This is a genomic window from Arthrobacter sp. NPDC097144 (genome assembly GCF_044762205.1).
Lineage (GTDB): Bacteria > Actinomycetota > Actinomycetes > Actinomycetales > Micrococcaceae > Arthrobacter_B.
Map to the genome: position 1 here is coordinate 338,823 of NZ_JBIWDW010000004.1, position 15,128 is coordinate 353,950.

At 63.7% G+C, this 15,128-nt stretch carries 9 protein-coding genes; 8 read left to right on the forward strand and 1 reads right to left on the reverse strand.

Annotation, left to right across the window (positions count from 1 at the left end):
• Positions 1–63: 63 nt before the first annotated feature.
• The 4 genes from ACIQXM_RS11505 (at position 64) to ACIQXM_RS11520 (ending at position 8,481) form a co-directional block, all read left to right on the forward strand.
• Positions 64–711 (forward strand): hypothetical protein, encoded by a 648-nt coding sequence (locus tag ACIQXM_RS11505; protein ID WP_400931522.1) that lies wholly within the window; start codon positions 64–66, stop codon positions 709–711.
• Positions 708–2,045, forward strand: a complete 1,338-nt coding sequence (locus ACIQXM_RS11510; protein ID WP_400931524.1) for a CpaE family protein — start codon at positions 708–710, stop codon at positions 2,043–2,045. Before ACIQXM_RS11505 ends, ACIQXM_RS11510 begins: the two co-directional genes overlap by 4 nt.
• A gap of 85 nt (positions 2,046–2,130) precedes the next feature.
• Positions 2,131–6,978 (forward strand): NAD-glutamate dehydrogenase, encoded by a 4,848-nt coding sequence (locus ACIQXM_RS11515; protein WP_400931526.1) that lies wholly within the window; start codon positions 2,131–2,133, stop codon positions 6,976–6,978.
• Between the two features lie 21 nt (positions 6,979–6,999).
• The gene (locus tag ACIQXM_RS11520; RefSeq protein WP_400931528.1) at positions 7,000–8,481 is read left to right on the forward strand and encodes a sensor histidine kinase; all 1,482 of its coding nucleotides are present in this window, start codon (positions 7,000–7,002) and stop codon (positions 8,479–8,481) included.
• A gap of 96 nt (positions 8,482–8,577) precedes the next feature.
• Here the strand turns inward: ACIQXM_RS11520 and ACIQXM_RS11525 are convergent, their stop codons facing one another.
• Positions 8,578–8,826 (reverse strand): WhiB family transcriptional regulator, encoded by a 249-nt coding sequence (locus ACIQXM_RS11525; protein WP_104052537.1) that lies wholly within the window; start codon positions 8,824–8,826, stop codon positions 8,578–8,580.
• A gap of 245 nt (positions 8,827–9,071) precedes the next feature.
• Here ACIQXM_RS11525 and ACIQXM_RS11530 point away from each other — a divergent pair, with 245 nt between their 5' ends.
• From ACIQXM_RS11530 to ACIQXM_RS11545, 4 genes are all read left to right on the forward strand, one after another.
• Complete coding sequence (locus tag ACIQXM_RS11530; protein ID WP_400931530.1) at positions 9,072–9,503, forward strand: hypothetical protein; 432 nt, start codon at positions 9,072–9,074, stop codon at positions 9,501–9,503.
• A gap of 267 nt (positions 9,504–9,770) precedes the next feature.
• Positions 9,771–11,831 carry an acyltransferase family protein gene (locus ACIQXM_RS11535; RefSeq protein ID WP_400931532.1) on the forward strand — a complete coding sequence of 687 codons (2,061 nt, stop codon included), beginning with the start codon at positions 9,771–9,773 and terminating at the stop codon, positions 11,829–11,831.
• 105 nt (positions 11,832–11,936) lie between these two features.
• Positions 11,937–13,124: a UDP-galactopyranose mutase gene (glf, locus tag ACIQXM_RS11540; protein WP_400931534.1), complete on the forward strand. Its 1,188-nt coding sequence runs from the start codon at positions 11,937–11,939 to the stop codon at positions 13,122–13,124.
• Positions 13,121–15,127 (forward strand): glycosyltransferase, encoded by a 2,007-nt coding sequence (locus tag ACIQXM_RS11545; protein WP_400931536.1) that lies wholly within the window; start codon positions 13,121–13,123, stop codon positions 15,125–15,127. Before glf ends, ACIQXM_RS11545 begins: the two co-directional genes overlap by 4 nt.
• The last annotated feature ends 1 nt before the right edge of the window (position 15,128 follow it).

Consider the following 15,128-nt stretch of genomic DNA (forward strand, 5'->3'; position numbering starts at 1 on the left):
CCCCGGACTCCGGCGTCGCCGGGGGAAGCCCAGGGGGAAACGCAGGGAAAACAGGGGGAAGAAATGAGTCTCGCAACAAGCACGCAGGCAGCCGCGCCCCGTTTGAAAAAGCCGTCGTGGAAAGATCCGCGGCTGCTGGTGGGGATACTCCTGGTACTCGCCTCCACGGCGGGCGTGGTGGCGCTCGTGGGATCAGCGGACCAAACCACTGAGGTGTTTGCCGTTGACGAGGCCATCCCGCTGGGAACCCCTGTCACTGCCGAGGACTTCGCCGTGGTGCCCGTGCGGCTCGGAGATGTAGAGGAATCCTATCTGCCGGCGGCGGACGGCATTCCGGACAAAGCCGTTGCCACCGGACTGCTGCGGAAGGGCGAACTGGTCTCCCGCAGTGATTTGGGCACAGCGGATGAGCTCGATCGGAAGCCGGTGGGGCTGCGCGTGGATGATCCGCTGCCCTCCGGAACGCAGGCAGGGTCACGGGTTGACGTCTGGTCCTCCATGCCGGATGAACAAAGCGGGTTCAAGGAGCCGCGGCAGATTTTGTCCGGAGCTGAAATTTCTGAACTGACCATCGATGAGTCCGTCCTGGGCGCCACCCGGGCCACGGAGATCCTGGTCCTGGTGGAGGATGACGATCTGTCGGCCCTGCTCAGCGCACGGTCCAACGGTGCCAAGATTGCCGTGGTACTCAACCCGGCGGCGGGCTCATGAATATCCCCGTCGTCACGGCGGGCAGCGGGGTGGGGAACCTCGTCCAGGACCTGGAACGCCTCCACGGGCCCGTGACCGTGGTGCGCCGCTGCGCCGAAATGCCCGAACTGATCGCCGCCTGCCAAAGCGGCATCGCACGCGCTGCCATCATCACTGACGACGCCGGGGAAATCACTGCAGCTCTGGCAGACCGGCTGGCGTCGTCGGGCGTGGCGCTGCTGGTGCTGAGCGACGAGGAGAATGTCCAGCGCCGCCTCGACACGCTGGACATAGTCCATGCCCCGCGCAATTCCCGCCCCGAGGTGCTGTCGGACCTGGTTGCGGAGGCAGTGGGCCGCTTGGACGACGGCGCCGGGCGCGCGGCGCTCCTGGCCGATCCTTCCCGGGCCCTCAGCGATTGGACGGGGGAGTCCCGCACCGGGCAGGGGCGCGGGGGAACCACGGACGGGACGGCGGACTGCGGAACGGGCAGCGCTGCAGATGAGCGGGCAGCCGGTTCAGTCACCGCGGTGTGGGGACCGGCCGGCGCCCCCGGCCGGACCACCGTCGCCGTCAATCTTGCCGCCGAAGCGGCAGCTGCAGGAAAGGCCGTGCTGTTGGTGGACGCGGACACGTACGGATCCTCGGTGGCCGCGCACCTGGGCCTGCTGGAGGAATCGGCAGGAGTTGCGCAGGCCTGCCGGCTCGCGGAGCAGGGCATGCTGGACGGGGAATCGCTGCTCCGCAGCACCCTCAGCGTGTCCATCAAGGGGCCGCGCCTGCTGGTGCTGACCGGGATCACCCGGTCGGACCGCTGGATCGAGTTGCGGCCCACCGCCCTGGGGCTGGTGGTGGAGCAGGCGCGCAAGAGCGTGGACCTGATTGTCATCGACTGCGGCTTCAGCCTGGAGACGGATGAAGAGCTGAGCTTCGACACCATGGCACCGCGGCGCAACGGTGCCACGCTGCGCGCCCTGGAACTCGCGGACACAGTGCTTGCCGTGGGGGCTGCTGATTCCGTGGGGGTTCCGCGGCTTGTCAGGGCACTTGCGGAACTGGAAAGTGCGGTGCCCGGCACCGCACCGAAAGTGGTGCTGAACAAAGTGCGCAGTTCTTCGGTGGGGCGTTCGCCGGAACGGCAGCTGCGCGATGCCTGGGAACGGTTTGGACCAGGAATGCCTGTGACCGCTTTCCTTCCGGCGGAATATGCCACAGTTGATGCGGCTTTGCTGGCAGGTTCCGCGCTGCTGGAGACGGCACCTTCATCACCCCTTCGGCATGCGATTGCGGCGCTCGCTGAGGTCCGGGTTTCCACCCGGCGCCGGAGCAAACGGATTGCGGCCGCGGCAAAGTGACCTTTTCACCCTTGCGGGATAGGCTCAAGGAAAGCCATCCGCAAAGAAGCGGGTGGCAAAGAAGGCAACAACGGAGGCGTATTACATGTCGTCTGGATCCCCCATTTCGGATCTATCGGGTATCGACGAGTCCCTGGATGAATTCATAGGGAACTACTACGAGCATCTGGCAGGGGAAGACGCAGACGGATATCCGCCGTCGGCCCTGCGGGAAAGGGCGGTGCGTCACCGCAGCCTGGGAGCCGTCCGGCCCGACGGCTCGGCGTCCGTGGACATCATGGACGACGGCGATGCCAGCGTCATCCTGATCGTCACCGACGACATGCCGTTCCTTGTTGATTCGGTGACTGCGGAGATCGTGCGCCGCAACGCCGCTATCAGGCTCGTGGTGCACCCCACCTTCCTGGCCAACCGGGACCGGGAAACCGGCGAACTGCAGGCAGTGCACCGGGTGCCGGCCAGCGCGGGGATTTCCAGCGGCGACACCGCCGCCATGCCCAACCTTTCCAGCCTTCTGGGCAAGCAGAACGAAACCACCCGCGTTGAATCCTGGATTGCGGTGGAAATCGGACGGCTGGCCGATGAGGACCAGCGCAGCGAACTCATCGCCGGCCTGCAGAAGGTCCTTGAGGACGTCCGCCTGGCAGTTGCCGACTGGCCTGCCATGCGGGCAAAGGTCCACGAGGTCTCCCGTTCCTTGGAAAATGCCGCAAATCCCCGTGACATTCCCGACTTGACGCAGGCCCGCGAGCTGCTTTCCTGGCTGGACAACGGCAACTTCACGTTCCTGGGCTACCGCGAGTACGACCTCATCTCCGAAAACGGCGAGGACCTGCTGCGCGTCAGCTCGGACAAGGGGCTGGGACTGCTCAGCCGTGCCTCGGCAGCCGGACGCGTGCAGCACCTGACCAGCGCCGGCCGGGCGAAGGCCCGGGAAAAGCGCGCACTGGTGATCACCAAGGCCAATTCCCGGTCCACCGTGCACCGGGCCGCCTACCTGGACTACATCGGCGTCAAGAGCTTTGATGCCCAGGGCAACGTCAACGGTGAGCGCCGGTTTATCGGATTGTTCTCCACCGGTGCCTACACCGGCTCCGTACGCAATATCCCGATCGTTCGGGACAAGGTCCGCGAAGTCATGCGCCGTGCCGGCTTCCCCGCCGATTCGCACTCCGGCAAGGACCTGCTGTCCATCCTGGAAACGTATCCGCGGGACGAGCTGTTCCAGATTGACGTGGAGACGCTGCTGGAAACAGCCCAGAGCATCCTCCGGCTGCAGGAACGACGCCGTACCCGGCTGTTCCTCCGCCCGGACGTGTACGGGAGGTTCATGTCCGCCCTGGTCTTCCTGCCCAGGGACCGGTACAACACCTCGGTCCGCCTGCGCATCCAGGACGAACTGCGCTCCAGCTTCAACGCCGAGTCAATCGACTTCGAGGCGCGGCTGACCGAGTCCGCACTGACCCGTATCTTCTTCCGCATCCGGCTGCCGCGCGGCGAAGAAATCCAGGACATCGATCCGGTTGCGCTGGAACAGCGGCTGGTGAAGGCTGCCCGTTCCTGGAGCGAAGGCATCAGCGAAGTTCTCCGTGCCAAGTACAGCCGGAGCGACGCGCAGCGGCTGGCTGGCCTGTGGGCCGAAGCCTTCCCCGAAAACTACCGCGTCGGATACGAAGTCGAAGATGCCCTGGAGGACATTGCCCGCTTTGAGGCCCGGCTGGCTGAACCCGAGTCGTCCCCCGAGCTGTTCGTCTACGTTCCCGAGCGCACCGGCGTCAGCGGCAGCGAGGACGCGCGGCTGAAACTGTACCTGCTGCAGCCGCGTTCCCTGACGCAGCTGCTTCCCACCCTGCACAACCTGGGCCTGGAAGTGCTTGACGAACGTCCCTATGAGATTCGCAGGGGAGACGGCACTTCGGTGTTCCTCTACGATCTGGGACTGAAATACCCGGCGGGGCTGGACCCGATCAAGACCGGTTCCCTGCTCGCTGAAGCCTTCCGCGCCGAGGCGTCCGGAGCGAGCGAGTCGGATTACTTTGACCGGCTGATCCTTGAGCAGGGGCTGTCCTGGCGCCAGGTGGTCATCCTGCGCAGCTACGCCAAGTACATGCGCCAGCTGGGCAACACCAATTCCTATGGTTTTGTTGCCGGAACGCTGCGCCGCAATCCGGAGGTGGCCCGCGCACTCGTGGCCCTCTTTGAAGCGCGGTTTGATCCTGAACTGTCCGAAGATGAACGCACCGCCGCCGAAGAAGCGGCCCGCACGGCGCTGGATGCGGGACTGGAAAAGGTCCCCACCCTGGACGCTGACCGGGTCCTGCGCACCGTAGCCAACCTGATCAACTCCACCCTGCGCACCAACTTCTACCAGGACAAGCCGTACGTCAGTTTCAAGCTGAACACGGCGGCCATCGAGGGGGCTCCGTTCCCGCGGCCCAAGTATGAAATCTGGGTCTACTCTCCGCGGGTTGAAGGCGTCCACCTTCGCTTCGGTGAGGTTGCCCGTGGCGGCCTGCGCTGGTCCGACCGCCGGGAAGACTTCCGCACGGAAATCCTCGGGCTGGTCAAGGCACAGACAGTGAAGAACGCCGTGATCGTTCCGACCGGTGCCAAGGGCGGCTTCTACGCGAAGCAGCTGCCTGACCCGGCAGCGGACCGCGGAGCGTGGATGGAAGAAGGCAAGGAAAGCTACCGCACCTTCATCCGGGCCCTGCTGGACATCACCGACAACCTGGTGCTGTCCACCGACGGCGAAGAACAGGTGGTTCCGCCGCAGCGCGTCGTGCGACATGACGGTGACGACAGCTACCTCGTGGTGGCCGCGGACAAGGGCACTGCTTCCTTCTCCGACATCGCCAACGCACTTTCCGCAGAGTACGGCTTCTGGCTGGGCGATGCCTTCGCCTCAGGCGGTTCCGTAGGTTATGACCACAAGGCCATGGGCATCACTGCCCGCGGTGCCTGGGAATCGGTGAAACGCCACTTCAGCGAGCTGGGTGTGGACACGCAGACCGAACCGTTCACCGCCGTCGGCGTTGGTGATATGAGCGGTGACGTCTTCGGCAACGGCATGCTTCTGTCCAACCAGGTCAAGCTGATTGCAGCCTTTGACCACCGGCATATTTTCCTGGACCCCAATCCGGACCCTGCCGCCTCCTATGCGGAACGCCGCCGGCTCTTCGAGCTGCCCCGTTCCTCCTGGGCTGATTACGACGCCTCACTGATCAGCGACGGCGGGGGAGTCTTCCCGCGCCAGTCCAAGAGCATCCCGGTCAGTTCCGAGGTCCGCCAGGCACTGGGGCTGGGCAGCGAAGTCACCAAGATGAGCCCGCCGGACCTGCTGCGTGCCATCCTCAAGGCGCCGGCAGACCTGCTCTACAACGGCGGCATCGGCACCTACGTCAAGGCCTCCACGGAGACCAACACGGAGGTTGGGGACAAGGCAAATGACGCCATCCGCGTGGACGGCCGGGACCTGCGGGTCAAGGTGGTCGGCGAAGGCGGAAACCTGGGCATGACCCAGCGCGGCCGTATTGAAGCGGCCCGTGCCGGAGTCATCCTCAACACCGACGCCATAGACAACTCGGCGGGCGTGGACTGCTCGGACCATGAAGTCAACATCAAGATCTTCGTGGACCGCATGGTTGCCGCCGGCAAGCTGGATCCGGCAGAGCGTGCAGAGTTCCTGCACTCCATGACGGACGAGGTTGGGCGCCTGGTCCTGCAGGACAACAAAGACCAGAACATGCTCCTGCTCAATGACCGCCGCCACGTTATCGAGTGGAGCCCCAGCTACGAGCGGCTGATGGACTGGCTCGAGAAGCACTCGGATCTGAACCGCGAGCTGGAAGCGCTGCCGACAAATGAGGAACTGCGGGCCCGTGTGGCCGCCGGCGAGGGCCTTACATCGCCCGAACTGTCGGTGCTGGCCGCCTATGCCAAGATCGAGCTGACCAAGGCACTGACGCAGTCCGATCTCGCAGACGACCCCTACTTCAGCGGGACGCTGCGCCGGTACTTCCCGCAACAGCTGGTGGAACGCTTTGACGACCAGCTGGACACCCATCCGCTGCGCCGGGAAATCATCTCCACCATGGTGGCCAATGACATCATCAACATTGGCGGCATCACCTTCGCTTTCCGGGTCATCGAGGAAACCTCGGCCACCGAATCCATGGTGGCCCGTGCCTTCACCGCCCTGCGGGAAATCTACGAGATCGACGGCGTCATTGATGAACTGAACCACTTGCCGGCCAGCTTCCCCACGGAAAACTGGACGACCATCCATCTGGACATGCGCCGGCTGCTGGACCGGGCCGTCCGCTGGTTCGTCAACCATGTGGGGCGCGGCAGCTCCATCGACGAAGACATCGAGGCGTTCAAGCCGGTCATCGGTCCGCTGCGGGCAGATCTCCTTCACTACCTGAAGGGCGCCGACCTTGACCGGTTCCAGGCAGCCCTTGAACGCTCCCGCGAATGGGACGTCCCGGAAAACCTGGGCACCTACTGGGCGGAACTGTTTGAGAGCTTTGGCCTGCTGGACATTGCACTGCTGGCAGCAAAGCGGGTGGATGAGCCGGCCGCGAACGTTGCAGGTGTCTACTTTGCACTCTACGAGCGGTTCGGTGTTGACGATCTGCTGGAACGGATCACCAAGCTTCCGCGCGGTGACCGCTGGCAGGCGCTGGCACGGGCCGCGCTCCGCGACGACCTGTACTCCACGGTCGCTGACATGACGGTCGCCGCACTGACCGCGACGGCGGGACAGGCCGGCGAGGATCCGTTGAAGCGGGTAGCGCTCTGGGAAGAGCAGAACTCGGACAATTTGGAGCGTGCCCGGGTGATGTTCGAAGATGTGAACAAACTGGAGCACGAGGACATGGCATCCCTTTCGGTTGCTCTGCGCCTGCTGCGCTCCATCGTCCGACGCTAGATACGAAAAGAAAAAGAGACAGTGGCCATATTTACCGATCCCATCAAGGACCATGCCGATTTTGGACCGGGGGACGCGGAGTGGCTGCACCTTTTGGTCGGCGACTGGCAGCTGGTCGCCGACCTGGCGTTTGCGGATCTCGCGCTCTGGTTCCCTCTTCCGGACGGCAGCTATGTTGCGCTGGCTCATGCCCGCCCGTCGACGTCGCACACCGTGTTCCACAGCGACTTCGTGGGGGAGCGGATCCGGGCGGATCTGCAGCCCCTCGTTGACAGGGCGTGGAACAGCCAGGTCATTGAACGGTCTCCGGAAACGAGCTGGACGGCGGAGACTGCCATGCGGGTGGAAGCCATTCCTTTTGTCCGCAACGGCCGCACCCTGGCCGTGGTCACCAGCCACATGGACCTGTCCTCCTCCCGCATGCCGTCACGGCTGGAACTGACCTACCGGCAGTGCGCCTATGATCTGCTGCGGATGGGAACCCTGGGGCTGTGGCCCGACTTCGCCACACCCACGGGTTCCCGCCGCGGCGCTCCCCGCGTGGGAGACGGACTCATCCGCATGGATGCCGAGGGCGTGGTGCAGTATGCCTCGCCCAACGGCGTCTCCGCTTTCCGCCGGCTGGGGGAGATGGAGGCGCTGGAAGGCCGAGCCCTTGCGGAAATCACCACGGCGCTGCTCAAGGACCGGCGCATGGTGGATGAAACGCTGCCGCTGGTGGTGACCGGACGGATGCCGTGGCGCACGGAAATCGAGTCCCGGGGAGTCAGCCTGTCGCTGCGGGCCATTCCGCTGCGGGACGAGAAGGAACGGTTTGGCGCCCTGGTGCTGTGCCGGGATGTTTCCGAACTGCGCCGCAGGGAAATGGAGCTGGTGTCCAAGGACGCCACCATCCGCGAAATCCACCACCGGGTCAAGAACAACCTGCAGACAGTGGCCGCGCTGCTGCGCATGCAGTCACGGCGGATGGAAAGCGAAGAAGGCAAGCAGGGGCTGGCGCAGGCCATGCGCCGGGTTGCCACCATTGCCCTGGTCCACGAAACCCTGTCCCAGGGACTGACGCAGAACGTCAACTTTGATGAGCTCATTGACCGCCAGTTCCGCCTGGCTGCCGAAGTGGCCTCGCCAACCCAGCAGGTCCGCACCGAAAAGGAGGGGTCCTTCGGGGAGCTGCCCAGTGATTTCGCGACCCCGCTGGCACTGGTGATCAATGAACTGGTCACAAACGCCGTCGAACACGGCTTGTCCGACCGCAAGGGCACGGTGTGGCTTAGTGCGGCGCGGCAGCACGGCGCCTATGCCGAGGAAATCCTTATTGTCACCGTGGCCGACGACGGCGTGGGGCTGCCGCCGGGGCCCCGCCGGGAGGGTTTGGGACTCCAAATTGTCCGTACCCTGGTGCAGAGCGAACTGGACGGCACCATTGAATGGTCTGCCCGTCCGGGAGGCGGAACGGAAGTGCGCATTGAAATGGGATTGGACAATGCGTCGCGCCGGAACTGACGTGTTGTAGTTCCGGCCTGTAAACGGGTTAAACAGGAAGGGCCGCTGCTCTTGGCAGCGGCCCTTCCTGAAGTTTCCCGGACTAAATCCGGCTCATTAAGAAGCGCGGCGTGCGCGTGCGGCACGGCGCTTCAGTGCGCGGCGTTCATCTTCACTCATGCCGCCCCAAACGCCGGCATCCTGGCCGGTTTCGATAGCCCACTGGAGGCAGGTATCCATGACCGGGCATCGGCGGCACACACTCTTGGCCTCTTCAATCTGAAGAAGAGCCGGGCCGGTGTTGCCCACAGGGAAGAACAGCTCCGGATCTTTGTCCAGACACGCTGCGCGGCTCCGCCAATCCATGCTAATCACAATCTCCTCTAAATAGTTGTCTCCCGTTTGTGAAAACATTCACGAGCAACTGCAAACGAAAGGGGCCAGCTCCGGCCCCACATTTCCCCAGCTCCTAGGATTCCATGTAACGGAACCTCATACAAGGGTTAGGGAGCTCCCAATTTGCCCGAAACTGTGAGGGATGTGTCACAGCGGCGACAGTCAATCCGCGCCCCGGCGCAGAGCTCTCCGACTATGTCCGGTAGTGTGCCAGTGTGTCAAGACTTCAAGAGCCGCATGGGGGCCGCCCCGCGTCCCGTCCAGCGGCAGTTATCTTCATTTCCGCAGTCCTGGTCCTGGAAGCAGCAGTTCTCCTGGTGCTGGCGGGCTGGTTTGTCTACAACCTCTTCACGGAAACCCCGGTATCCATGGGCGGTGCGGTGTTCACTACCGTCCTGCTGGCAGCTGCAGGCGGATGGCTGCTGGCCCTGGGGCACTTCTTCTTCCGTGGTTTCCGCTGGACCCGGGCCGGAGTGCTGGTGTTCCAGCTGTTCGCCCTCGTGATCGCCGTCCCCACGCTGCAGGGCGGAGTCCTGCTCGCCGGGCTGCTCCTGCTGGTGCCCGCCGTTGCTGTGTTGATATTGCTGTTTACCCGCCCCGTCGTCCGGCACACCTCGAGACTCTCGGGGGAGACAAAGGCCCTGTAACCGGCCCGGCAGTGGAATCGGCCACACGCCGGCTTTCGCCGGGACGGCCCCGCGAGCCGTGGAATACCTGTGCGCAGGTGTCCTGTTCCAAGTGGTTTGTGAACGTGCAGCCGCGCGGGCGTGGCTTTTAAGCGGGATAAGGCAAGGCCCTTAGAATGGTGCCGAGCGGGCCCAACGTACGTGCCGCGTCAACGGCAGCGGCCCTGAGCCTCCTTGTTTGAGGGGGTACAGTTTATGGCTGAATTGCTGTCCTGACGAGAGGTCTGTGTGTCGAAGCTAGAAACGGGACTCAAACCGGTCACCGCTCGCGCCGCAACTCCGTCTGCCGCCAAGCCCGCCTACCGTCCCGAAGTGCAGGGACTGCGAGCCCTCGCCGTACTGATGGTGGTCACCTATCACATCTGGTTCGGGCGGGTTTCCGGCGGGGTGGATGTCTTCCTCCTCATCTCCGCGTTCCTGCTGACACTCTCCTTCATCCGCAAGGTGGAGGGCGGGCGGCCCCTGGCACTTGGCCGCTACTGGCTTCACCAGTTCAAGCGGCTGCTGCCTCCGGTCATAGTGGTGCTCGTTGGAACCCTGACGGCAACGGCGCTGTTTGTCCCGCAGAGCCGCTGGACCGAGATCCTTTCGCAGAGCTGGGCCTCACTGCTGTATTTCCAGAACTGGCTGCTCGCAGCGCAGTCCGTGGACTATTACGCCGCAGACCACAGCACGGCGAGCCCCCTGCAGCATTTCTGGTCCCTTTCCATCCAGGGACAGGTCTTTATTCTCTGGCCGCTGCTCCTGGCGGCATCGGCACTTCTGGCCAAGATCGTCCGGGTCCGGTTCCGGCGGATGGTGCTGATTGTCTTCGGATCGGTTTTTGCCCTGTCCCTGGGCTTCTCGATCCTTGAAACCTACACCAACCAGGCCCATGCCTACTTCGACACCCGCACCCGGCTGTGGGAATTCGCGCTGGGATCCCTGCTCGCTCTGGCGCTGCCGTACTTGAAGCTTCCCCGGGGCCTGCGGATCGCGGCCGGGTGGCTCGGTTTGGCCACCATGCTCAGTGTGGGCTTCCTGCTGGACGTCCAGGGCCAGTTCCCCGGCTACGTGGCTCTGATGCCGCTCCTGGCCGCGTCGTTCGTCATTATTGCCGGCCAGACCGGAAGCCGCATCGGAGCGGACCGGCTGTTGTCCTGGAAACCGCTGATGCGCCTGGGCGACATGTCCTATGCCCTGTACTTATGGCACTGGCCGGTCCTGGTGATCTACCTGATTTGGCGGGACCGCCAGGAGGTGGGGCCGGTTGGGGGAACCGCGATCATTGCTGTGTCACTGGTCCTCGCCTACCTGACAACCAAACTGGTTGAGCGTCCGCTCCGGTCCTCCGCATGGGTAAACCGCAACTCAGCCCGCGCCGCACTGGTGATAGGCCTTTGCATCGCCGTCGCCGCGGCTCCGATTGCCGGCTGGCAGTACGGACTCAAAACGCAGGCCGAGAAGCAGGCGGCCGCGGCGATGAGGGATAATCCCGGTGCCCGCTCACTGCTTGCAGGCTTCGAGGACCTCAGCAGCCCTGATGCCCAGCCCGTTCCCGCGCTCAGTGCGCTGGACCAGGAGTGGGGCGTCCTGGAGGGTGACTGCTCCGAGTTCGAGGCCGCGCCCGGGGACCCGGTGCTGGCCGGAAACTGCATGATGACAGAGCCTTCCCCGCAGCCGGAGAAAACCATCCTGGTGATTGGCGATTCCCACGCCGAACAGTGGCTGGGAGCGCTGGAGCCCCTCGCCAACGAGCACAACTACCGGCTGGTTTCCCTGCTGCTGGGCGGGTGCCAGTTCGGTGCCCTCACCGAGGGCCGCGGGGAAGACTGCAACAGCTTCAATGAAGCAGCCGTGGACTACGCGCTGGAACTGAAGCCAGACGCCGTCGTGACTGTCGCTACGGCGGCCCACCCGGTGGAACCGTCCGATCCTCCGGTCGCCGGACTTCCGGAAGCGGCAGAAATGCTGCGCCAGGGAGGAGTTCCGGTAATCGGTGTGCGGGATAACCCGCGATACGCCTTCAATATGCTGCAGTGCGCCGAGGCCAACGGCGCCGGGTCGGATGACTGCAACACTGCCGTGGACCAGAAGCTCTCGGATCCTGCAGCGGTGGCGTCGCTTTTCGATTCCATGCCCGGCCTGGAACTCATCGACATGACAGATTTGATCTGCCCCGACGGGACCTGCATGCCGGTGGTGGGGAACGTCTACGTTTATCTGGACGGCAACCACCTGACAACCACTTACACAGCGTCAATGACTGATGAATTCGACCGCCGGTTCCATGCAGCGGTGCCTTGGTAACAAGCGGCAGGGGCCTGGAAAAGTGCCCGTGCTTCGATTCTCGGATAACCTAGACCGTCGGGTCCGTGCCCGGATAGGCCGCACCGAAACAAACAGGAGAAACAAGTGAACGTTGACCTCGTCGTCGTAGGGTCGGGCTTTTTCGGCCTTACCGTAGCCGAGCGGGCTGCCCGGGAACTGGGCCTCAAGGTCGCAGTGCTGGACCGCCGCCACCACATTGGCGGCAACGCCTACAGTGAGAACGAGGTGCAGACCGGCATTGAAGTGCACCGTTACGGCGCCCACCTTTTCCACACCTCGAATGAGCGTGTGTGGGAGTACGTCAACCGTTTCACCGAGTTCACCAACTACGTGCACAAGGTCTACACCAGCCATAAGGGCGAGGTGTACTCCATGCCGATCAACCTCGGCACCATCAACCAGTTCTTCCGTTCGTCCATGGGGCCGGCTGAAGCCCGCGCGCTGATCCAGGAGCAGGCCGGCGAGCTGGCAGGCACAGATCCGGCCAACCTCAATGACAAGGGAATCCAGCTGATTGGCCGGCCCCTGTACGAGGCGTTCATCAAGCATTACACCGGCAAGCAGTGGCAGACCGATCCCAAGGACCTGCCGGCCGAGATCATCAGCCGCCTGCCCGTGCGCTACAACTACGACAACCGGTACTTCAACGACACGCACGAAGGCCTGCCGAAAGACGGCTACACGGCGTGGATCGAGCGGATGGCCGATCACCCGAACATCCAGGTGCACCTGAAAACGGACTTTTTCGACGACGGCCACGAGTTCTCCCGTGACAACACAGTGGGACAGGTTCCGGTCATTTACACCGGTGCAGTCGACCGTTATTTCGACTATGCCGAGGGCGACCTCTCCTGGCGCACCATCGACCTCGAGGAAGAGGTCCTGCCCATCGAAGACTTCCAGGGCACTTCCGTCATGAACTACCCGGATGAGGATGTTCCCTTCACCCGCATCCATGAGTTCCGCCATTTCCATCCGGAACGGGACTACACCAAGGACGCCACGGTCATCATGCGCGAATACTCCCGTTTTGCGCAGAAGGGCGACGAGCCGTACTACCCGGTCAACACTGCGGAGGACCGGGCCAAGCTGCTGGCCTACCGCGACCTGGCCAAGGGTGAAAAGGATGTGCTGTTCGGCGGCCGCCTCGGCACCTACAAGTACCTGGACATGCACATGGCGATCGGATCCGCGTTGTCGATGTATGACAATAAGATCAAGCCCCATTTCACCGGCGGGGCGAAACTTCAAAGCGGAGGAGTAGACGCGTGAGTGACGCAGCCGCAAAGCGGACACCGAAGGTGAATGAACCGGACCAGATCTGGTCACCGCTGCAGCGGGTAATCCTGCCGTCCACGGATCAGCTGGACACCATTCCCCTGTACATGGACACCGGCAGCGCTACGGGCGTGCAGCTGTCCACCATGAACGGTGATGCGCACACCGACTCCCAGTCGCCGTCTGCTGCAATGCCCGGGAAGGAAGCCCACGCTGAAGACTTCCTCTCCCGGCGATCCACCTCCGTCCGCCCCGGCGAGCGTGTCTCCTTCGGCACGTACTTCAACGCCTTCCCCGCCAGCTACTGGCGCCGCTGGACCAATTTGGACACCGTGCGCCTCAGCGTGCGGACCACGGGCACCGGAGCCGTCAGCGTCTACAAGTCCAACGCCCGCGGCTCGCTCCAGCATGTTCAGACCCAGCGCGTGGATTCCCCGGCCACCAGCACCTTTGAACTGAGCCTGAAGCCCTTCGGGGACGGCGGCTGGTACTGGTTTGACCTGGTTGCTGGGTCCGAGCCCCTGATCCTTGAGGAAGCGGAATGGCAGGCTCCCGGAGAGCCGGTGAAGCCCGGCGCCGTCACGCTGGAAATCACCACGCTCAACAAGACTTCCTTCTGCATCAACAACCTGCGCATCCTCGGTGAGCACCCCGAGGCCCTGGCCTTCGTCAAGGAAGTCCTGATCGTTGACCAGGGCACCGAAAAGGTTGCCGACGCTGAGGGTTTCGCTGAAGTCGAAGCACTGCTGGACGGCAAGCTGCGGATCATCAACCAGGCCAACCTGGGCGGATCCGGCGGTTTCGCACGCGGCATGTACGAGGCCGTCGAGAACGGAAGCGACTACGTCCTGCTCCTGGACGACGACGTCGTGATGGAGCCGGAGAGCATCTCCCGCCTCCTGACCTTCGCCGACCGCTGCAAGACCCCCACCATTGTGGGCGGCCACATGTTTGACCTGTACAACCGCACCGTCCTGCACACCTTTGGTGAAACGGTGAACCCGTACCGGTTCCAGCCCGACCAGCCGCATGACCAGATGACGCTGGGACACGACTTTGTGCGCTCCAACCTGCGGCACACGCCATGGCTCCACCGCCGGGTGGACGTGGACTACAACGGCTGGTGGATGTGCCTGATCCCCACCAAGGTAATCCAGGACATTGGTCTTTCCCTCCCGGTCTTCATCAAGTGGGACGACGCCGAATACGGCTTGCGGGCCAAGAGCGCCGGATACCCCACGGTGTCGATGCCCGGCTCAGCGGTCTGGCATGTGTCCTGGATCGACAAGGATGACCTGGTGGGCTGGCAGGCCTACTTCCACACCCGCAACCGCATGATTGCCGCGCTGATCCACAGCCCGTATGAACACGGCGGCCGTGTGGTCCGCGAGACCGGATACATCGACCTCAAGCACCTGATCTCCATGCAGTACTTCACCGCGCAGGGCCGCGTCATGGCTCTGCGGGACCTGTTGAAGGGCCCGGAGCACCTGCATGAGATCCTCCCGACGAAGCTGCCGGAAATCCGTGCCCTGACCAAGAAGTTCAGCGACTCGCAGATTCAGGCGGAACCGGAGGCCTTCCCGGCCCCCGTGATGCACAAGCCGCCGCGTCATGGCCAGGGTTTCTCCGCACCGTCCTACACCACCTTGATTCCGTGGGCTGCGAAGACGGTTATCCGGCAGCTCACCAAGAAGGTGCCGGCCTCGAGCCTGGAGCATCCGCAGGCCTACATTGCCCACCAGGACAACAAGTGGTGGCGGATGTCCCAGTACGACAGCGCCGTGGTGTCCAACGCCGAGGGAACCGGCGCGTCCTGGTACAAGCGCGATCCCAAGCAGCTGCGGGTCCTGCTGGCCGAGGCCGTGAAGCTGAACGCGGAAATCCTGAAGAACTGGCAGAAGCTCAGCGACCAGTACCGCGAGGCGCTTCCGGAAATCACATCCTTCGAGGCGTGGAAGAAGACCTTCGCCGAACACTCGGAAGAGAGTAAATAAG